Source organism: Algoriphagus yeomjeoni, assembly GCF_049821175.1.
Classification (GTDB): domain Bacteria; phylum Bacteroidota; class Bacteroidia; order Cytophagales; family Cyclobacteriaceae; genus Algoriphagus; species Algoriphagus yeomjeoni_A.
Genome location: NZ_CP187512.1, coordinates 2,377,390 through 2,396,643, shown reverse-complemented (window position 1 = coordinate 2,396,643; position 19,254 = coordinate 2,377,390). Strand labels below are relative to the sequence as shown.

General features: G+C 39.0%; 18 protein-coding genes. 13 read left to right on the top strand and 5 right to left on the bottom strand.

What is annotated here, in order from left to right:
- Nucleotides 1-397: 397 nt before the first annotated feature.
- On the bottom strand, nucleotides 398-1,246 hold the full coding sequence (locus ACPUEN_RS09510) for an OmpA family protein (protein ID WP_111611628.1): 849 nt from the start codon (nucleotides 1,244-1,246) through the stop codon (nucleotides 398-400).
- A gap of 218 nt (nucleotides 1,247-1,464) precedes the next feature.
- Nucleotides 1,465-2,049 carry a DUF4136 domain-containing protein gene (locus ACPUEN_RS09505; RefSeq protein ID WP_111611629.1) on the bottom strand — a complete coding sequence of 195 codons (585 nt, stop codon included), beginning with the start codon at nucleotides 2,047-2,049 and terminating at the stop codon, nucleotides 1,465-1,467.
- Nucleotides 2,050-2,270: 221 nt separating this feature from the next.
- Here ACPUEN_RS09505 and ACPUEN_RS09500 point away from each other — a divergent pair, with 221 nt between their 5' ends.
- The 3 genes from ACPUEN_RS09500 to ACPUEN_RS09490 all read left to right on the top strand — a co-directional run bounded on the left by ACPUEN_RS09500 (nucleotide 2,271) and on the right by ACPUEN_RS09490 (nucleotide 4,121).
- Nucleotides 2,271-2,855: a uracil-DNA glycosylase family protein gene (locus ACPUEN_RS09500; protein WP_425640040.1), complete on the top strand. Its 585-nt coding sequence runs from the start codon at nucleotides 2,271-2,273 to the stop codon at nucleotides 2,853-2,855.
- Nucleotides 2,856-2,966: 111 nt separating this feature from the next.
- Nucleotides 2,967-3,650: a hypothetical protein gene (locus tag ACPUEN_RS09495; RefSeq protein ID WP_425640038.1), complete on the top strand. Its 684-nt coding sequence runs from the start codon at nucleotides 2,967-2,969 to the stop codon at nucleotides 3,648-3,650.
- 129 nt (nucleotides 3,651-3,779) lie between these two features.
- Nucleotides 3,780-4,121, top strand: coding sequence for a hypothetical protein (locus ACPUEN_RS09490; RefSeq protein ID WP_425640037.1), 342 nt, complete (start codon nucleotides 3,780-3,782; stop codon nucleotides 4,119-4,121).
- A gap of 10 nt (nucleotides 4,122-4,131) precedes the next feature.
- On the opposite strand, the gene ACPUEN_RS09485 is transcribed toward ACPUEN_RS09490, so the two are convergent.
- Nucleotides 4,132-5,049 carry an NAD-dependent epimerase/dehydratase family protein gene (locus ACPUEN_RS09485; protein ID WP_425640035.1) on the bottom strand — a complete coding sequence of 306 codons (918 nt, stop codon included), beginning with the start codon at nucleotides 5,047-5,049 and terminating at the stop codon, nucleotides 4,132-4,134.
- 89 nt (nucleotides 5,050-5,138) lie between these two features.
- Here ACPUEN_RS09485 and ACPUEN_RS09480 point away from each other — a divergent pair, with 89 nt between their 5' ends.
- The 4 genes from ACPUEN_RS09480 (at nucleotide 5,139) to ACPUEN_RS09465 (ending at nucleotide 10,230) form a co-directional block, all read left to right on the top strand.
- Nucleotides 5,139-6,782: an FAD-dependent oxidoreductase gene (locus ACPUEN_RS09480; RefSeq protein WP_425640033.1), complete on the top strand. Its 1,644-nt coding sequence runs from the start codon at nucleotides 5,139-5,141 to the stop codon at nucleotides 6,780-6,782.
- A gap of 108 nt (nucleotides 6,783-6,890) precedes the next feature.
- Nucleotides 6,891-7,232 carry a PadR family transcriptional regulator gene (locus tag ACPUEN_RS09475; RefSeq protein WP_111611633.1) on the top strand — a complete coding sequence of 114 codons (342 nt, stop codon included), beginning with the start codon at nucleotides 6,891-6,893 and terminating at the stop codon, nucleotides 7,230-7,232.
- On the top strand, nucleotides 7,222-9,828 hold the full coding sequence (locus ACPUEN_RS09470) for an ABC transporter permease (protein ID WP_425640031.1): 2,607 nt from the start codon (nucleotides 7,222-7,224) through the stop codon (nucleotides 9,826-9,828). The genes ACPUEN_RS09475 and ACPUEN_RS09470 overlap by 11 nt, the downstream gene beginning before the upstream one ends.
- Nucleotides 9,829-9,858: 30 nt before the next feature.
- Nucleotides 9,859-10,230, top strand: a complete 372-nt coding sequence (locus ACPUEN_RS09465; protein WP_425640029.1) for an STAS/SEC14 domain-containing protein — start codon at nucleotides 9,859-9,861, stop codon at nucleotides 10,228-10,230.
- A gap of 46 nt (nucleotides 10,231-10,276) precedes the next feature.
- Here the strand turns inward: ACPUEN_RS09465 and ACPUEN_RS09460 are convergent, their stop codons facing one another.
- Nucleotides 10,277-12,082, bottom strand: coding sequence for a hypothetical protein (locus ACPUEN_RS09460; RefSeq protein ID WP_425640027.1), 1,806 nt, complete (start codon nucleotides 12,080-12,082; stop codon nucleotides 10,277-10,279).
- A gap of 236 nt (nucleotides 12,083-12,318) precedes the next feature.
- On the opposite strand from ACPUEN_RS09460, the gene ACPUEN_RS09455 reads away from it, so the two are divergent.
- From ACPUEN_RS09455 to ACPUEN_RS09445, 3 genes are all read left to right on the top strand, one after another.
- Complete coding sequence (locus ACPUEN_RS09455; protein ID WP_425640025.1) at nucleotides 12,319-12,570, top strand: hypothetical protein; 252 nt, start codon at nucleotides 12,319-12,321, stop codon at nucleotides 12,568-12,570.
- Nucleotides 12,571-12,647: 77 nt separating this feature from the next.
- The gene (locus ACPUEN_RS09450; RefSeq protein ID WP_425640024.1) at nucleotides 12,648-13,196 is read left to right on the top strand and encodes an RNA polymerase sigma factor; all 549 of its coding nucleotides are present in this window, start codon (nucleotides 12,648-12,650) and stop codon (nucleotides 13,194-13,196) included.
- Nucleotides 13,183-14,604: a hypothetical protein gene (locus tag ACPUEN_RS09445; RefSeq protein WP_425640022.1), complete on the top strand. Its 1,422-nt coding sequence runs from the start codon at nucleotides 13,183-13,185 to the stop codon at nucleotides 14,602-14,604. The genes ACPUEN_RS09450 and ACPUEN_RS09445 overlap by 14 nt, the downstream gene beginning before the upstream one ends.
- 176 nt (nucleotides 14,605-14,780) lie before the next feature.
- Here the strand turns inward: ACPUEN_RS09445 and ACPUEN_RS09440 are convergent, their stop codons facing one another.
- On the bottom strand, nucleotides 14,781-15,512 hold the full coding sequence (locus ACPUEN_RS09440; protein ID WP_425640020.1) for a hypothetical protein: 732 nt from the start codon (nucleotides 15,510-15,512) through the stop codon (nucleotides 14,781-14,783).
- Between the two features lie 296 nt (nucleotides 15,513-15,808).
- Here ACPUEN_RS09440 and ACPUEN_RS09435 point away from each other — a divergent pair, with 296 nt between their 5' ends.
- Genes ACPUEN_RS09435 through ACPUEN_RS09425 form a run of 3 tightly spaced genes read left to right on the top strand, consistent with a single transcriptional unit; the run spans nucleotide 15,809 to nucleotide 19,253 of the window.
- Nucleotides 15,809-17,434 (top strand): hypothetical protein, encoded by a 1,626-nt coding sequence (locus tag ACPUEN_RS09435; protein WP_425640018.1) that lies wholly within the window; start codon nucleotides 15,809-15,811, stop codon nucleotides 17,432-17,434.
- Nucleotides 17,434-18,525 (top strand): fatty acid desaturase family protein, encoded by a 1,092-nt coding sequence (locus ACPUEN_RS09430; protein WP_425640016.1) that lies wholly within the window; start codon nucleotides 17,434-17,436, stop codon nucleotides 18,523-18,525. The genes ACPUEN_RS09435 and ACPUEN_RS09430 overlap by 1 nt, the downstream gene beginning before the upstream one ends.
- Complete coding sequence (locus tag ACPUEN_RS09425) at nucleotides 18,522-19,253, top strand: sterol desaturase family protein (RefSeq protein WP_425640015.1); 732 nt, start codon at nucleotides 18,522-18,524, stop codon at nucleotides 19,251-19,253. Before ACPUEN_RS09430 ends, ACPUEN_RS09425 begins: the two co-directional genes overlap by 4 nt.
- Nucleotide 19,254: the final 1 nt, after the last annotated feature.

Genomic DNA, 19,254 nt, shown 5'->3' with positions numbered 1-19,254 from the left:
AGGAAAGGTCATTTACTATCTTTTGTGTTGATGCCATTTTTTGTGAGAATTTACTCAATTCTAGTAAATTATAAATGCTCTCTCAATTTTTAAAAATCCAATATTTTGATGCACTCTAGCATCAACTACTGAAGTTCCTATTTTGAATAACCACATAGTCACATAGAAAGAAGTATTCCAAATGCTATGCAAACTATGTGTCTATGTGGTGTGATTTAAAATTTCATATTCACACATCTTGTTGGGTTTTTAAAATCAATGCAATATTTAAAATCCAAACTAAGCTTTATTCTCTCCAAAAGACTTTGTGATTAATGTGGTATTAAACAAAAAAAGCAGGCTCTAGAGCCTGCTTTTCGGTTGTGGTGGTTAACGTGTGTTGGTGGTTTTTTATGTTTTACAGCATTGCAAAGAACATATCCAAATCAGGAATCAAAACGATCCTAGTTCTTCTGTTGATTGCCATGTTTTCAGGAGAATCATTTTCTACGATAGGCATATAGCTAGCTCTACCTGCAGCGATCATTTTCTCTGGTGCTACATTATAACTTTCCTGAAGTTTTCTCACGATACTAGTTGCTCTTTTCACAGAAAGGTCCCAGTTATCCTGAACTACTCCAGTTGAGATTGTTCTTGGGTCGGTATGCCCTTCGATCATCACTTGTAGGCTCGGCTCAGCATTAATTACCTCAGCCAATTTCTGCAATAGTGGATCAGCTTTCGAATTGATTCTGTAGCTTCCTGTGTTGAAAAGTAACTTGTCAGATACAGAAATCATCACGACGGTTTGGTCAATGCTGATGTTCACATCATCCTCTTCTCCATCTACAGTAGTCTCCGTAATATTCTTCTTCAAATTGTATTCTACCGCTAGGTTCACTGAATCCTCCAAAGTTTGTGCTTGCGCAAGTTTAGCCTGATCTACGTTGGCTAAGGTTTGCTTCATTTTCTCTTTGGATGTTTTGGACATCATCGTAGCACCTTCAAGAGAATACATGCCCTCATTCTGCATAGTTAATGCATCGTTGGTATCACGAAGAGAATTGATTCTAGCGTTGTATTCTGCAACTCTGTTTTCGATGATTTGCATTTTCTCTTCAAGTTCCGCTTTCTCTTGCTCAGTGGTAGCAAGCTCAGTTTGTGTCTTATAAAGATTACCTTCTAGTTCGGTGTATTTTTTCTTTGACACACATGACACCATCACAGTGGCGCTCAAAAGTCCTGTAACAATTAGTGATTTTTTCATAGTTGATTTCTTTGTATTTGAATCAACTATTTCAAAGCAATTGCCACAAAGAGAATCCTGGTGTTATTTCACTTAAATCGACAGAATAGACGTGTTTGGATACAATAGAGCCCTATTTTATATAAAAAAGAGGTTCCAAAATATATTTGGAACCTCTTCAAAAAAGTGTGGAATACCTACACAGGTTGACTAATTCTTTACTCAGAAATATTCACCTGTCACTCCATGAGGCGATTTACAACTTTGAATTCATTCATGACCCGGTATGCTGCCCTAGTTACATCCGATTGAAAGTTGGGAGATTCTGAATCAAAATTGGCGGCAGTATAACCTTGCCAGATGGTATTTCCTCTTTTGCTATCGATCACATATACTACTAGCATTCCTTGGTTTTGGCTATACTTTACGTGGTTATACGTTTCATCCTTTTCTTGCTCCTTGTCCAAATCCCCATCTTCCTTTTCAGGTACATTTTTCATTCGCTGTAAGTAATAATCAAATTCTGGCTGCACATAGCCTCGGTATCTGATTGAATCCATGAATATCTTATAGCTCACTAGTAAATCAGGTTTGGACTCTTGCTCGCGGAAACCCTGAGAACCTAACCTAGCGCCTATAGTTGCAGTCAATACTGGGGATATCATACTGGTATCCTTTTCAGTAGGGACTACGAATGCAAAGGTTTTATATTTCTTAAAAGATGCTTGATAATTATAGTCGTAATCAGTTACATAATCTTTGGAGGAAAAGCATCCTGCGCAAATAATAAGTAATAATGCGAAAAGGAAGTGAGTGTTTTTCATGGCAATTGGGAATGAGTGGTTGAAAGGTTGTTATCTAAGTACGAACTAAGATGGTCTAGTGGATTTAACTAGAATTAACATCTCATTGTTTAGAGTAAAATGTTGCTTTTCAATAAACTAGCCTAATAATTTACTATTATTTCCCTGTAATTATTAACCAATTTTCATATAATCTCTTTTTTCACTCAAAAAGAGTGAACATTTAAGTGAAATGTTGTCCGATGAATAGTTTTGAATCTTTAGTTCTTGATGCTCAGTCGTGTACTGTTTGTAAAGAGTTTTTACCTCTTGGTCCCCGGCCGGTATTTTCTATTCATCCTGAAAGTAAAATTTTGGTGATAGGGCAGGCACCAGGCACTAAAGTTCATGCTACCGGAATCCCTTGGAACGATGCAAGCGGCAATGAACTGCGGAGATGGCTGGATGTGAGTGGAGATCAATTTTATGACCCGAGGAACTTTGGGATCATGCCTATGGGATTTTGCTATCCAGGAAGAGGTGTAGGAGGTGACTTGCCTCCAAGACCAGAGTGCGCTCCTTTATGGCATCATAAAATGATAAATCAGATGCCTGAGGTGAAATTGACCTTGCTTATAGGACAGCATGCATTGAAATACTACTTAGGGAAAAGGAAGAGGAAAAATCTAACTGAGACTGTAAGGAATTTTGAATCGTACATGCCTGAGTTTATTCCACTTGTGCACCCTTCGCCTCGCAATCTTATGTGGAGGCGGAGAAACCCATGGTTTGAGGAGCTCGTGGTGCCAGTACTTCGGGAGCGTGTTCATGAGTTGCTAGCTAGATAGTTTTGTTAAAAAAACTTATATAGTTGTACTTTTTGATAGTATTTATCTTTTTAGATATGATTTTGTAAATCATGCAGTTAATCCCAGTGTTTTGGCTCTTTAATTTTTACTATGAAACTTAACCTACCTCATTTTGTACTAATCACTTTAGTTATAAGCAACTTTTCCTGTGGGGAGAAAACAGAAAGTGAATCCGCTTCTAAAACCTTTTCTCTGGAAATCACCGATTCAGTGCAAGTAGATTATCTTGGAGAAATGATGCTTCTGGATTACGACCCTAAGACTGATAAATACCTTCTAACTACTGATTCATATTATGAATATCTGGAAGTAGATGGTAATGGGAAGATTCTGAACCATCATAAGTTCAGTGAGGATGGTATCGATCCAGTTGGACAGGCGCTTGGTCTTGGATATTTCAATGGAGACGTGACAGTTTTTAACCCACCGAAGGGCTATTACATGTTTCGGGATTCTACCAAAGTAGGAGAAGTGACTATTCCATATTCATATCAGGTTTTTATGATGTATCCAAAGCTGGGAATGTTTGAATCTGGCAACAAAATCTTTTATCCCAAGCCTTGGCCGGAAACGCTAGCTATAAATATGGAAGAAGGTGAGTTTTACCGCGAATTGTATAACCTACCTATTATTGAATCTCAGGATAAAACAACTGGCGATACCCTTGGTGCCCTACGTCTACCCGAAACTTCAGTTTTAATGGGAGATCAGGTGCATGGTTTCCCTATTCCGGTATATACGTTGGATCAGGAAAAGCTCTTGCTAAGCATGTAGTTTGAGCCTCGATTTTATGTTTATTCTAAGGAAGGAGATCAGTTTCTCTATGAAAAAACAGTTGATGTAGATATACCTGACTGGGTTTCTTATACGCCAGTACCGTTGGACAAAGCCGAACAGTTTTTTGTGGAAAACCAGAAAAAGAGAACTGGTAAATTCACCAATATTCTGGTTTCAGGAGACTATTACATTGCTGTATATAATAGGGGACTTGATGAACAACAAGTGATTGATCTTGGTCCCCCGACTCGGGATGGTCTAGCTGCACGAAAAAAAGATCCAAATTATGCAGCGATTTTCGATAAGGACTTTAATCAGTTGGCTACTAATGTACCTTTTCCTTTGTCGAGTAATTTCCCAATGGTTGTCAACAATGACGGGGAATTGGTCGTGTCCAAAGTTGCAGGTTTGTCCGAAAACGAGGATGATGGGATTATCCTTTATAAGTTAAAATTGACGATAGACTAAACAGCTGATTTTAAATGCAATTTTTCAAACCCTCTTCAATTGGAGTAGGCTTCAAGCCAAAAGCTTTTTCGATTTTGGAGGAATCAAAACGGTAGTCTGAATCCATTTGGTAGCGAAGTTCCACTACTTCCCTCATCACTGGAATGAAGAGGCCAAGCACATAGATGAGCCAAGGAGGCATCACCTGAAGCTTGAGTCTTGTGCCTAGGTTTTGGTTTAGCATAGCTACAATATGATTTACAGAGCTATAAGCCCGGTCAGTTGGCAGATGCCAGCTTTGATTCCATGAGTTTTCCTGCAGTGCCAAAAAAGCCGTTGCTTTTCCGGCATCAGGAATGTAAGTCCATGAATGTTTCTTTGACGAATCATAAAGGTATTGAGCTCCTTTTCCTGATTTCATACGCTTGATTACCAATTCATGGAGAAAACTATTAGAAGCTCCAGGACCATAGAAGTCAGCGGCCCGAGCCACGAGTGCCTTTAATTTCCCAGCTTTTACCTCTCTCCATAACATTTCCAAAATCTGCTTTCTTACTTTTCCTTTGCGGCTTTTTGGGTTTAGTGGGGTTTCTTCGGTCAGATTCCCAATTTGCTCAGGATCGTAAGCGTACATATTGTCAAAGAAGACCAACCGAGCACCATGCTGTATGCAAGCATCTAAGGTGTTTCTCATGATTTTTGGCCAATCACGTTCCCAGATCGAGGCCTTGTATTGGATTCCTGCCAATAGATAAACTACTTCAGCACCTTTCACAGCTTCTGAAACTGTAGTGGAATCCATTAAATCTCCATGCAAAAACTCATCTGTTTCGTTCACATTCTTTGGATTTCTACTGAATTGGCGGACGCTTATTCCTTTTTGGTGAAGTTCAGTAGAGACTATTTTTGCAATGTTCCCATTGGCACCGAGGATGGTATGAAGAGTCATTTAACAGTAGGTTAGTTTTTTAGAGGAAAAAGTATTGAATTAAAATCAATTAAGTCTATTTTCAAATTTATTAAGATAAACCCTTCATTATGAAATTATTACCAATTGTTTTTTTGATCCTAATTTCTTTTTCCTGCCAGCAAAAAGACCCTAACCTATACACTGCCGACCTGATTATTTATGGAGGTACTTCAGCTGCGATTACTGCTGCTGTTCAGGCAAAAACGATGGGCAAATCAGTCATTGTCGTTTCGCCGGATACTCATTTGGGCGGCTTGTCATCTGGAGGTTTGGGATTCACTGACACCGGAAACAAGTCAGTGATAGGAGGATTGGCAAGGGAGTTTTACCATAGGATTTACCAACATTACCAACAAGATTCCGCTTGGAAATGGCAGAAAAAAGAAGACTATGGAAACAAAGGGCAAGGTACAATAGCCATGGATGGAGAGAATCGTACGATGTGGATTTTTGAACCTCATGTGGCAGAGCAGGTATTTGAAGATTTTGTCGTTGAGAATAACTTGGAAATTCATCGGGATGAATGGCTGGATAGACAATCTGGCGTTATCAAGGAGAATGGTGAAATCACTCAAATCCAAACACTTTCAGGGAAAACTTACCGCGGGAAAGTCTTTATAGATGCGACTTATGAAGGTGACTTGATGGCTGCGGCAGGAGTTAGCTATCATGTAGGCAGAGAATCGAATGCAACTTATAGAGAGAAGTGGAATGGGGTGCAGGTAGGTGTGTATCAGCACCGACATTATTTTCAAAATAACATCAGTCCCTATGTGATTCCTGATGATTCGACTAGTGGGTTGCTCCCTGAAATTTCATCGGAACCTCCAGGGCAGAATGGGGAAGGGGATAATAGGCTTCAAGCATATACCTATCGTTTGGCGATGAGCAGGCATCCCGATAACAGAATTCCTTTTCCAAAACCAGACAACTATTATCCCGCCCGGTACGAATTACTGGCTCGGGTGTATGCCGCCGGTTGGGATGAGACATTTGAAAAATACGATCCAATTCCCAACTTGAAGACAGACACCAATAATCACGGTCCATTTTCTACAGATTATATAGGTAAAAATTATGACTATCCGGAAGCGAGCTATGCTGAAAGGGAGCAGATATTAAAGGAACACACCGACTATCAGCAAGGTCTACTCTATTACATGTCTCATGATGAAAATGTACCTGATTCGGTTAGAGCTGAAATGGCAAATTGGGGGTTGGCAAAGGACGAATTTGTAAATAATAACAACTGGCCGCATCAAATCTATGTACGCGAAGCCCGAAGAATGGTGGGAGCATATGTGATGACTGAACATGATGTGCTAGGCGATAAGGAAGTTCCAGAGCCAGTTGGGATGGGTTCTTATTCCCTGGATTCGCACAATACACAGCGGTTTGTGACGAAGGAGGGATTTGTACAGAATGAAGGCGACATAGGAGTTCATCCAGAAAATCCGTACTCAATTTCCTATGGAACCCTTGTTCCTAAAAAGGAAGAGTGCACAAATCTCCTTGTGCCAGTCTGTGTGTCCAGCTCACACACAGCATTTGGCTCTATTAGGATGGAGCCTGTGTTTATGATTCTGGGTCAATCAGCTGCAGCTGCGGCTTCGCTGGTGATTGATAATGACATCCCTGTTCAGGAAGTGAAGTATGCGGAGCTAAAGCAACTACTTTTGGAAGAGGGGCAGGTACTATCTCAGCAAGACTAAATCTAATTTTTTGAAAAAAATCCACTCAAAGCTTTTGATAAATATTTGTTTTACAAATATGAAAGTAATGTATTACATTTACTTTTGTAAATAAAATAATAGAGGTTTATGAAAGGCTATCATTTAGGTGAATTGGAAGAGTTGATTTTGCTTACTGTGGGCATCTTGGATCAGGAGGCCTATGGTGTCGCTGTGTTGGAAGAGATCAAAAATCAAACAGGTAGGATGGTCAATATCTCGGCGATTCATACGGTTCTCAACCGTTTGGAAGAAAAAGGATTTCTGAAGTCCTATATGGGTGGAGCAACTGAAGAAAGGGGAGGAAGGAGAAAACGCATATTTACTCTTTCTGCTGCGGGACGAGCCGCAATCGAAGAGGTGAAAAGTTTAAGAAATAAACTATACGATCAACTTCCACCACTTGCTTTGGACTTTTCAAATGGACAATAAGCTCAAACATCTCCCACCAAAATGGCCAGATCGATTTCTGGAATTCTACTGTAATCCAAGTCGGTTGGAGCAGATTCAAGGTGATGCCTATGAGCTTTTTTACATGGACTTGGAAGAAAGAGGATTGGCTTATGCTCGGGTTAGATTTCTTATCCATGTGCTCAGCTTTTTCCGCTGGAGTAATATCAAGCGCACAAAATCAACTTACCAGACATTTTCACATGGAGCTATGCTAAAGAACTATTTTAAAATCGGATGGAGGAACCTTATTAAGCAAAAGGGAACCACTTTTATTTCCGTGTTTGGATTGGCGTGTGCTGTTGGTTGCTGCATGGTGGCATACCTATTTATAGCTCAAATTTGGTTCAAAGGTCTAAACCAACCAAACAAAGATGAGATCTATCAATTGACTTACACTGCCGCAGGAGAAAATGGCTTGGTGACCTATGGAGCTGTTGCAGAACCTATCTCTGAGTTGATTCCCGAAAAATTGAATCGGGTTCAGAATCATACTCGGGTGCTTCGTGAGTTTCCAATACTGATACACAAAAATGAAAGTTATCAGCAGCGATCAATCTACATAGATCCAGCTTTTATGGAAATGTTCACCTATAGAATGGACTATGGTTTTGCAGGAGCCTTACAAGATCAAGACCAAGTGATCCTGACTCATGAGCTTTCAGAGAAGCTTTTTGGGGACATTCACCCAATCGGTCAGGAGCTGGCTTTGGTAGTGGATGGTGAAGAAAAACTCTATAAAGTGGGAGGTGTCTTGGCAGATCTCAACGATATGGATATGTTCAATTTTGATCTTTTGGTAAATATTGAGTCGCATCCATATTCTACCCTAGATATTACATTGGAAGAAGAATGGAATTCTGAACTCTGGACTTTTATCCAGCTGGAAAAAGGGCAAGATATTTCTGAGTTCAATCCTGGGCTACAAGCCTTGACCAATATTCAGAACCAAATCAATCCTGATAAACCCTATCTAAATATGGGGCTGGTTGCTTATTCAGACTTAGTTTACAAAGTAGACGAGATTGAAAATGGAGTTCGTGATTTTTTGGGCTTGGGGCCACAGATCCTACTTGGCTCAATAGGGTTATTTATTCTAATCTTGGCAGTATTTAATTACATCAATATTTCTGTTTTGATGGCCTCAAAGCGATTAAAAGAAATTGGGGTGAGAAAGGTAATTGGAAGTAGGAGAAGTCAGCTGGTCTTTCAATTTCTGAGTGAAAACTTAATGGTTTGCTTTTTTGCCCTATTTCTGGGCTGCCTTTTGGCTGGATTCATTTTCCTTCCGGGATTTAATGAAATAGCTTCTAAAAACCTCAAAATTGACCTCTTAAGAGATGCAAATATCTGGGTGTTTTTGGGAGGAATGTTGCTCTTTATTACCCTCATTTCTGGATTGTATCCAGCGATATATGTATCCTCTTTTAAGCCGATCAATATTCTGAAAGGCTCTCAAAAAATTGGAAACAAAAGCATCTTAACAAGCATTTTACTGACTTTCCAATTTACACTTGCGATCATTAGCATAGTTGGTGGAATCGCCTTTGTCCAAACAAATTACATCAACGAAAATCGGGACTGGGGCTATTCTAGTGCAGACAAGATTATTGTGAATGTGCCCAACCAAGAAGATTATTTACCTCTCAAAAACAAGCTGTTAGCGCTGGGAACTGTCAACGAGATCAGCGGGAGCCAAGATTATGTGGGAAACTGGATCCGTGAAGAAGTTCTGGAGTTCGACGATCAAAAGTACGAAATAAGCCTCTTGAATGCTGAAGCCAATTATCCTGACATCTTAGATCTAAAGTTGAAAGAGGGTAGGATGTTCAATCCAGAGCTGATTTCTGATACTCAAGAATCTGTACTAGTCAATCAGACATTTCTGGATAGGTTAGGATTGACGTTTCCTCTAGATGAAAAGATCACCTTGGATAGCGCGAATTATTCTGTGGTAGGAGTAGTGGAGGATTTTCACACGATATTTTTCCAGGAAGCAATTGATCCAATGGTGATAAGAGCTTCGCCAGATACGACATTTAATTACCTGACGCTGTTGATGAGTTCTGGGACAGCAGAATCTTCTGTGAATGCAGTTAAGAAGATTTGGCACGAAACCATTCCAAAAGGTCTTTTCCAAGGGAAGTTACAAACTGAAGTGTTTGACAGGGAATTTTCAGATGTTCAGGGAGTGAGGAATATTCTTTTATTCTCAGCCATTCTTGCGGTAATTCTGGCTGCACTAGGGTTGTTTGGATTGGTTTCCCTTAATATGAATTCTCATATCAAAGATTACTGCGTTAGAAAAGTCTTTGGAGCCAATTTGAGAGATATTTCTATGAAGTTGTTCAGGAGATATTTACTTATTTGGGGAATAGCGGGAATATTAGGTGGGGCTTTTTCTATTCTGATTATTTCTAGCTTTCTGGATAGTTTTTTTGCTTTTCATTCTGGAGTTGGAGTAATTCCTATTGGCAGTGGATTAGTAATTCTTTTGCTTGTAGTGGCAGTTACCGTAGGCTCGCAAATCTGGAAAATATTAAAAGCCAACCCAGCAGTTATTCTCAAATCTGAGTAATTCAAAATTCTCTAATCAAAATAGGGTCATTTGAGGTTAGGGGAGAAGATGGAAGTAAATTATTCTATAGAAAATGGAATCTTATCCTACGTGATAGATGGTGTGATCACCGTTGATGACATGCATGAGGTGCAGGTGGCGAGAGAACAGTTAGCTGGAAATGATTCCATCAAAGTTTTGTCAATCGTGCCTTCATTTAGAGGATATGAAAACTTTGAAGCTATGAAAAAAGCCATTCAGGGTGATATCCATATGCTTCCTAAGCTTTCTAAATACGCGATGTTAACGGACAGCTTTTGGTTACGCTCACTGGTCCTTTTCTTAAACTTGGTAGTGCCAAAAAGTAAGCTGAAAGCATTTCCTTTGCGAGATCGCAAATTAGCCGAAAAATGGCTGGATTAGCTTTCAGCTTTTCTTGGTCATCCGAGCTAATAATGTATTTGACTTCTTAAGTTAAGCTTGTCAATAGTGGCGTACTCAACTGTTCTATTTCGCCTTTGATTTTTGAAAATTGATCAGACATTTTAGCTAGAATTGCGGTTGAATCAACTTCTACCTTTTCTATTAATTCCTGATAGTATTCTACACCTTGGATTAGGTTATTTCTGAATTTCTCTAAGTAGGCCTCTCTCTTCGCGACTTTTTCAGTCACCTTATTTTCAAATTCCTTTTTCAGGAAAGTAACATACAACTGTAGCTCTTTCACTAGGACATGAGGACGCTCAATATCTAATTTGAGGCTTAACTTTCCGTAGATATGATCCACCATTTCTTTGAGAGTGAAGGTGCCTTTAAAATAGGCAAGGTTGGGTCCAGGACAGATCGTGACCGCCTTGAGATTTCTTCTTGGAGTTTCTCCTGCTGCTAAAATAGCCGGAGCACTCAGTCCTTCACAAAGGCAATCCTTGGCTATCGTTTTATCCATTTCTTCTGACCCAATTTCCCCTGCCTCAAATTGGGTTGATTTGAGAATTTGATACTGTCTAGAAGCGGTGCAAATCGGTTTCTCTGTGAACTCAGTATTGTTGGAAAGAAACTTCTTGTAGCAGGGACTTCCGGGTCGATTATTTTTAATTCTCTTCAGGCGCTGCTCTTCACCCGAGGATGTTCGTAGGTTATTGAAAGGAACTCCTAGCGGAGACGCATCGCTTAGAAAGTAGTCCGATTTTTTAGCTTTTAGCAATCGATCCAAGGTGTCATTATCAACTGAAGTCGCTTCGGGAACCAGAAGAAATGGGCTTCCCCAACCTGTTCCATCCAGCTCATAATACTCCCGTAAGAAGCTGTCTTCACTCGCTGTTCCTATTCCGCCTTGGTAAGTTATCTTGAAAGTAGGACTTTTTGAAAGTGTGTTTAAATGCTTGATTTCAAGTGATTTTTGGCATGTTTCGTAAAGTGTTTGAAAAAGCTCGTTTCTCTTGGTTTTGAACTCTTCCAAAATCGGCCCAATGAGAAATCCATCTGTAGCAAATGCATGTCCGCCACAGTTCAGACCAGACTCAATTCTGAATTCTGAAACCCAAAGACCTTTCTTTGCTAAGAACTTTCCCTGGATCAAAGCTGATCTGTAATCACTCACTTTAAGAATAATTCCTTTCGAAATCTCGCCAAATTGATTTGGGAAAAACTCAGAGAATTGTTCTGCATAGCTATACAAAGCTGGATTCATTCCAGCAGAAAAGACCACTGACCCATTTGCTTTACTATTTGCAAAACCTCTTAAAGCGGATGAAGCATCAGAATATTCTCTAGGTAATTCTTTACCTGATTTATCAGAGTTTATCTTGTCTACTTTGGTCATGATGTTCACGTCAACAGCGCCCATGTTTACCAGTGATTTGAATACTTCTTTTAGATGAAATTTCTCCGAATCAGGACTAGATTTTATTTTTTCAAGTAAGCTAGGAATTGGAGATTCAGCAGGGAGAAGATTCAGATATTTTTGAAATTCTAGGCTTTTTTCCCAATCACCATGGATCAATTTATTAAACTGCTCTTCTATGATTGACTGGGTTAAATCCAGGTATGCAGTGATACGCTTTGCACGGTAGTCATCCACCAAATCGGAGATTGGAATGAATTCCCGAACATATTTAGTTGAATAAATTTTCCTCATATCTTCCAGCAAGTGATCATCCATGATGGAGACTACACTTGAGATCCCATACTTGGCAACTTTGATCGGCGTATCTACGGTATATCCTAGTCCCATAACTGGGATATGGAAGCTATGTGCTCTGCTATAATTTTGCATTTTTACTGGGGGAGATTTTACTAGATTTTGAAGCAGTAAAACTAGGTTCGTCTGCATTTCAATCGTCTGTGAGAACTCATTGATTGAAGTGACTTTCGTCAGTTTTTTAGTTAACTGCCACTAACTTTTGGGCTAAAAATGAGAGTCAGATTTTCACATTATTTTCCCAAAAATCAAAATAATTCTTCTCTTCTGTAGCGTATTCATAGAGCTTTCCGTCAGGGTAATAAAGTAAGATGAAGACACTTCTAAGGATCTATTTGATTTTGATATTTGCGGGCAGTGCGCTAAATGCGGGCTCCGATAATGACTCGATCGCAAAGAAATCTGGATTTATGATAGAAGGGAGTAATTTTACTACAAAATCCATCTATCCTCAGAACTTAAAAGGAATTGCTGAGTGTATAAACTCAGCAGGGAACGAAGAGTATATAAAAATAAAAGAAGCTATGGGGGAGCAGGGTTCAGCGGCAAAATCGGTGAATTAGTGATGAGATGATTAGCTAATAAATGATAATTCCGACTCCAACTTGGATGTCGTAAACCATAGATTAATAGGTTTGAATTGAAGTGGACTGACCAAGAGCTGATCGAAGGGTGCAAACGACGATCGGCTAAGTACGAAGAGGTATTCTATAAAAAATACTATGGCTATGTCATGGGTATCAGTCTGTCCTATTCCAAAGAAAAGGCACTGGCCGATGAGATTACGAATGACTCCTTTTTGAAGTTTTTCGGGTCGATCAAAAAATTCGACGACTTCCAATCGGTGAAGGCTTGGCTTCGGAGGATCACTGTAAATACGGCCATCGACTATTTTCGGAAGCAGAAGAAGTTTCAGAATCAATCTGATGTCAGCGAGGAAACTGGGGTGTTTCACGAGGTAAATGCGCTTCAGGATCTCGCGTTTCAGGACATTATCAACCTAACCAATCTATTGCAAGAAGATCACAAGATGGTGTTTAATCTCTATGAGATCGAAGGCTATAGTCATAAAGAAATTGGCGAAAAACTAGGCTTGACGGAGAGCTCCTCCCGAGTCTACCTAGCGCGGGCAAAGTCTGAGCTTCGCAAATTAGTATCAATACACTTGAAAGAATATGAAGGAAGATAAGCTGGATAAGGAAATCGCTGCTTCCCTTAAAAAGAAGTTGCTCGAAGCCTCAGCGCCTTACGAATTGGGTGCTTGGGAAGGTTTTCAGAAAATGCGTGCGCACCGCAGAAGAAGAACTATTGCCTATTGGGTGACAGGAATTGCAGCGTCTTTGCTTTTAATTGCAGTAGGGATCAATTCTGTTGATATAGCTGGTATTGAAGAATTTAATTCACAAGAGATTCAACTTGCAGAAAAGGTGGATTCCACACCAGAGAATGCTTTGGAAAAGCTTTCTTCGAGTGATTCAAATAAAATAAATTCGGATAGAAAAGCGAGTGTTGAACCGGGGTCAAAAAGTATTGATTCTGATATTGAGGTAAGTGGTAAACCTTCAGATGTTACAGAATCAGAAACTGCCAAAACTGAGATTGTGCCAGTTGAGACGCTTCCTTCCAAAACCAACAATCTAGCCATTGCTTCTGAGCTCTTAGAAAAGCCTGCGAAAACAGAACAACCTAAAGTTTCGCTGGATATACCAGTGTTATCAAATGAAAAGGTTATCGCGCAGGTTCCTGAAAAATCTAGTACTACTGTGCCTAACCAAAACTCAATTATAGAAAAGGAGGTAGACAAAAAACCGGAAAACTTAAATTCTTTAACGCAGACCATAGCTCCAGAGACTTTAGTATCAGCGGAAATCTCTGAACCTGCGAAATCTACGGATAAGGAGATTTTTATAGCCGAAAGTGAATTTCCGGTTATAGAAAAGGACAAAACATCAGTTGGTCTAGGCATGGGTTTGACTCCAGGTTTTGGAGCCATCCAAAATGATAATCAGGTTGCGACAGCATCTACCATAGGACTAGGAATGTTGGTAGATGTCAAGCTCCCAGGGAAGCTCACATTAGGCTCTGGATTTGGCTTTAATTACTTTAGTCAAAATGCTAAGGCAGAAAGTATGGTGATGAATTTTGGTAATTCGTACCCACAGACAGAAAAACTGGAGGTAAGACAGATGCAGGTAGAAATTCCTGTCTTTGTTAAATATCCAGTGACAAGAAATAATTCTGTTTCCATTCAAGCAGGATTTTCTAACTTTTATTCATTAGAAGGTACTGCTTCTCAGGAATTTACTGTACAGAGACAGTCTGCTTTCTATGCGAATGATGCTTTGGGGAATTCTTCTGTTACTCTTCGCCAACAGGATGTGGTACAAAGCAATTCTCTTGAATCAAAAAGCGGCAAATTTTACCCGTTTGCGACCTTGAATTTTGGGGTCAACCTTCGGGTTTTGGAGACTAAAGGAGCCAACTATGTAATCATGCCCTTTTATAATTATCAGTTGACTCAAGTTTCGGGCTACGGCGATACCTATGGCTTATTTGGCGCAAGCTTCAAGATGAATTTTGGGGGAGTGGAAAAATAGTAGGAAGAAAAAGTTTCACACATTCATTTACCTAAAGATTGATATCTCGCAAGAGGAATAGCGTTAAGGTAGATTTTGCTCTGTCTTACTTCAACCAATTTGGACCAGATTGAAGAAAATGTGAAATAACTGCTGTCGTTTTTGAATTGAAGTAGCTTAGATTTCCAATTTCTTATTTATCCTTTGATCACAGTTTTCAAAAACGTTTCAATTATTTCAGATTTTCCTAGCGGTTCTAAAAATAATGCGTAAATATTTGCTGCAACTGCCAGATAGGTTGCTGGATGCTTTAATCTCTTGTATTTCCATGCAGTAAGTAATACCAAGAAAATAATAATTAATTGTGCTAGATACAGAGGAGCCATAATGTCAATATTTGGCCAGTTTTCACTGTTCATACCAATATAGACTCCTTGTATTCCTCTGCCTAGCGCAGGCATCATGATGATGAACACAGTTGATATAAGCCACCAAGCATGTTCATCCGTATTTTTCCTATTTAGTATACTTTTTATCACAGCGTAGCCAAAAGCAATAATTAATGGTATTTCAATGCTTGCTACTCCGAGAAAAAACCATGGTTCAAATGGGCCAAACCTTTCAGGGTTTTCGAAAGAAAGTTGAGAGACGGCTATATCTCTATGCATCATACTAAAGGCGGTAATGCAAACACCACCAGCTAAAAACATCCCAATTATGCCATTCGTTCTATGCCTCTCAAGTTGGCCATGAGTAGCATAGTAAGGTTGAATGATCAGATATAAATACCAAAGAGAACCCGTCCAATAGTGGACGTGCACAGACCAAATATTTTCTCTGAAATCCCCCCAGTAATCTACAAAAATACCAAGTTGCATGATGACCATCGGGATTATCATCCATTTATACAAGTCCTTATACTTTTCCATTTACCTAGTATGATTTGAGATTCTCATTTTTTGTATTATTCCTTTATTAATAAAAATAAGTAAATAATCCTAAATGCTCTTTAGTGGTCTGTGGACTGAGATTCTATAAGTCAATTTATGATTTCATTTTGATTTAATTTTCTAAAATGCTGATTTTAAGTAATTAATAGTTTAGTGTCGAAGGTTTTGCCCTTAGCTATTTTATTTGAGTTTCAGTTTAATTGATTACCTTTCTATTAAAGCAGTATTAGAAAAATACAAGTTTTTTCCTATCTTAATTCTAACCGAATTTTGCCATGATAAAGAACCTGAATTCCATTGGAAATATTTTGTTCGCTTGTCTCTTTATATACTTGACATCCTGCGCGAGTTATAGATACAAGGCTAGTGTAGAAGATGATAAAACGCCTTCAGGTGCCGGAGAATGGCTTCAACTCGAGGATTCAAATTATTTGGTAGTACATAGTGAAAATCAATTGAAGGAATTGTATGACGTCTCGTTTGATGAAAATGAAAAAATTGTTTCAGGAAAACTTAAACCATTTGTTGGTCTTCCATTAGAGTATTACAATAAAATCCCTGATAAATCGAGGAACAAAAAGCAGCCTAGAAAAGTCGGTCAATCTGATAAGGATGCCGTGAAACAAATTCATTTCATGCTGATGGATGGTGTTGATTTGTCGAGTGATGAAATTTCTTTTAATTCTGGACAAATTCTTAATGTGGCAGTCTCAAGAAGCGCACTGCCGAACGGTGCTACAGTTGCTATAGTATTAGGTGCAACCGTAGTTACATTGGGAGTAGCTTTGGCAATTGCATGTAGTTGTCCTCATGTTTTTATAAATGATGGCGATGAAGCGAAAAAAGTCAATTCACTTTATACCGGAGCAAAAGCTGCACAATTAGAACGTAGTGACTTGAAAAAACTTCCTGACTATTTCTCGCACCAAAGCTCATTTTCTTTAAGCATTACAAACGAGGAGAACGAAGATCAATTTACCAATTTAGTCGAGCTGGTAGTTGTGAACCATGATAAAAATGTGACAGTTGAGGCAGATATGGAAGGGAATATCTATTCGATTCAAAATCCAAGAAGTGCTGTTTCGGATAATAAAACTGATTTTATTTTAGCTAGTATTTCTGCTGAAGATCAATCCTCCTATAAATTTGATTCGGATGTAACTGATGGATTAGGCACAATTTTGCTAAAATTTCAAAATCCGCTTCATGAGAAAACTGGCAAATTGGTTATGAACTTGAAAAACACCCAATGGTCAGGTTATGTCTATAATGAGTTTAGCTCGATGTTCGGGAGTAAGTACGTGAAGTGGATTGAGCGGAATGAGGATAAATCTAAAGAAGAGCGGGAGCAATGGATGCGCGAACAGGGGATAAAGCTTTTAGTGGAGATGAAGACCAAAGATGGCTGGCAACAAATAGATGAAATAGAGCTTTTGGGCGACATTACTTATAATTCTGTGGTAGTACCATTTGAAGTAAGTAGCGGTAGTGAAAATGTTGAGTTTAGGCTTAAATCTGGATTCAGATTCTGGGATTTGGACTTTGCCGGAGTTGATTACTCAAAGCAAAGTGAATTAAACGTGACAGTTATAAAACCTAAAAGTGCCATTGGCGATAAGGGAGAAGACTTCTTGGAAGTCTTAGTGGCAGATGATGAACAATATATGAAGCATCTCGGAAGCGGGGCTTCCACTGAATTCAAATTTGAAGGGCTTCCCGTGTCATCACAAATGGAAAGAACTGTATTTGTACGGGCTAAAGGCTATTACATCTCGAAGCAAGAATATGTGGGGAAAGTTGAGCGAGCAAAACTTATGAAGTTCAAAAACCCGGGCGAGCTATCCCGATTTTCTCAAGAATTGTATCAAAACGTATTTTACAATAATCTAGTCACTAAGTAATGGAGCATCCAATTCACTTTTTACAAGAAACTGATGGTTTTTATGAGGAGGTAAAAAGGGAGGTTGCTGCATATGTGAAATCTTCAGAGACCGGAGGATTTGCCTCAGGAGTATTCTTCGTGAAGGCTGGGGTTTTAGTTTTCTTTTACCTTTTGTTGTATGCTGTCTTGCTTTATGCTGAAAGTGCTACAATAGCACTAATAGCTATGACGTTGATGGGTCCCTTTGCCATATTTATAGGGATCAACGTAGCGCATGACGCAGCTCATAGTTCTATTTCGAAGAAGCAATGGATGAATAGTAGTTTTCTACTTCTATTTGATTTCTTGGGAGCAAACTCCTATATCTGGAAAAAGCGCCACGTATTTTCTCACCATATATTTCCAAACATTTTAAATGCGGATGCTGATCTTAAACAAAATCCCATGGTTCGGATTTTTCCGGATGATGAGATTAAAGGGTACCATCGCTTTCAGTTTATTTATGCACCTTTTTTGTATTTGCTTTATACCATAAACTGGTTGTTTTTCCGTGATTTTCAAGATTTTAAAAAGCAAGCAATAGGTTCACTTAAGTTTCGTGGGCATGAAAAGACGGAGTACCTCAAGCTTATTTTCTTCAAGATTATCTACGTTTCTTATATACTTATTCTGCCGCTTGTATTTTCTTCCTTAACCGGCTGGCAACTGTTGTTAGGTTTTTTGCTCATGAATTTTACAGCAAGCATAACGATTACCTTGGCACTTATTCCATCACACGTAGCAGAGGATTCAGCATTCCCTCTCCCGGATGAATCAGGTCAAATAAGAACTTCTTGGTCACATCATCAATTGCACACGATTAGGGATTTCGCGACATCAAATTGGTTTCTCAATTTCTTATTTGGAGGCTTTAACCATCATTTGGCGCACCATCTTTTTCCGAAAATATGCCATGTACATTATGTGAGCATTACCCCGATTATAAAAGAGACTGCAAAACGATTAGGGTTGCCTTACCACTATGAGCCAAGTTTTATTAATGCGTATCTATCTCATTATAAGCTGTTAAAGAAAAATGGTTTGCAAATGAATTTAGCAGAAGTAGCATGATGTGGATTTGGCTCTTACCTGGCTCATCATTACTCAGTGTGCTCTTTTTTGTATTCTTAAACAAGCAGCTGAAAAAGAAAAAACCATCGTTTAAAATAGATGAGAAGGATAATTTGCCTAGCAAGAAGGAATTTGCATTTACATTTTTGAATCTTGGCGTATTTATACTTGTTGGGGCTCTTATGGATTATGCTCAGACGAAGGGTTTATTAAAAATAGAGTCAATTCATACTGCGGCAGAGCTGAATTGGTGGTTTCTTATCGTTTCCATATTTGTCTGCCTGGGTATTCATGACATTTATTTTTATGTGACTCATAGAATTCTGCATATGCCTGTCATCTTTCAAAAAGTCCATTCTATTCACCATAGATCAACTAATCCGAATCCTTGGACAGCCTTCTCATTTCATCCGATTGAGGGAGTGATTCAGATCGGGATTGTTTCGATTCTAGCATTTATACTTCCAATACCAGAAATATCCTTGATAATATTTACCCTTTTTATGTCTTTACTATCGGTATATGGTCACTGTGGATATGAGTTGCGTGCTGAGAAGTGGAAGGGATTTGAAGTTTTTAATACTGCCTTGCATCATCAACAGCATCACCAATTTGTACGCTATAATTTTGGCATTTATCTAAGTATTTGGGATAAGCTTTTCGGGACTTTTTCACCTACGTATAACAAGTCATTAAAAGAGCTTATTGCAAAAAATAAGGAAGCTTAGG

Excerpts from the sequence above, each read along its gene's own strand:
- ACPUEN_RS09510 (WP_111611628.1), bottom strand. The coding sequence starts at position 1,246 with ATGAAAAAATCACTAATTGTTACAGGACTTTTGAGCGCCACTGTGATG.
- ACPUEN_RS09505 (WP_111611629.1), bottom strand. The coding sequence starts at position 2,049 with ATGAAAAACACTCACTTCCTTTTCGCATTATTACTTATTATTTGCGCA.
- ACPUEN_RS09500 (WP_425640040.1), top strand. The coding sequence starts at position 2,271 with ATGAATAGTTTTGAATCTTTAGTTCTTGATGCTCAGTCGTGTACTGTT.
- ACPUEN_RS09495 (WP_425640038.1), top strand. The coding sequence starts at position 2,967 with ATGAAACTTAACCTACCTCATTTTGTACTAATCACTTTAGTTATAAGC.
- ACPUEN_RS09485 (WP_425640035.1), bottom strand. The coding sequence starts at position 5,049 with ATGACTCTTCATACCATCCTCGGTGCCAATGGGAACATTGCAAAAATA.
- ACPUEN_RS09480 (WP_425640033.1), top strand. The coding sequence starts at position 5,139 with ATGAAATTATTACCAATTGTTTTTTTGATCCTAATTTCTTTTTCCTGC.
- ACPUEN_RS09475 (WP_111611633.1), top strand. The coding sequence starts at position 6,891 with ATGAAAGGCTATCATTTAGGTGAATTGGAAGAGTTGATTTTGCTTACT.
- ACPUEN_RS09470 (WP_425640031.1), top strand. The coding sequence starts at position 7,222 with ATGGACAATAAGCTCAAACATCTCCCACCAAAATGGCCAGATCGATTT.
- ACPUEN_RS09460 (WP_425640027.1), bottom strand. The coding sequence starts at position 12,082 with ATGCAAAATTATAGCAGAGCACATAGCTTCCATATCCCAGTTATGGGA.
- ACPUEN_RS09455 (WP_425640025.1), top strand. The coding sequence starts at position 12,319 with ATGAAGACACTTCTAAGGATCTATTTGATTTTGATATTTGCGGGCAGT.
- ACPUEN_RS09445 (WP_425640022.1), top strand. The coding sequence starts at position 13,183 with ATGAAGGAAGATAAGCTGGATAAGGAAATCGCTGCTTCCCTTAAAAAG.
- ACPUEN_RS09440 (WP_425640020.1), bottom strand. The coding sequence starts at position 15,512 with ATGGAAAAGTATAAGGACTTGTATAAATGGATGATAATCCCGATGGTC.
- ACPUEN_RS09435 (WP_425640018.1), top strand. The coding sequence starts at position 15,809 with ATGATAAAGAACCTGAATTCCATTGGAAATATTTTGTTCGCTTGTCTC.
- ACPUEN_RS09430 (WP_425640016.1), top strand. The coding sequence starts at position 17,434 with ATGGAGCATCCAATTCACTTTTTACAAGAAACTGATGGTTTTTATGAG.
- ACPUEN_RS09425 (WP_425640015.1), top strand. The coding sequence starts at position 18,522 with ATGATGTGGATTTGGCTCTTACCTGGCTCATCATTACTCAGTGTGCTC.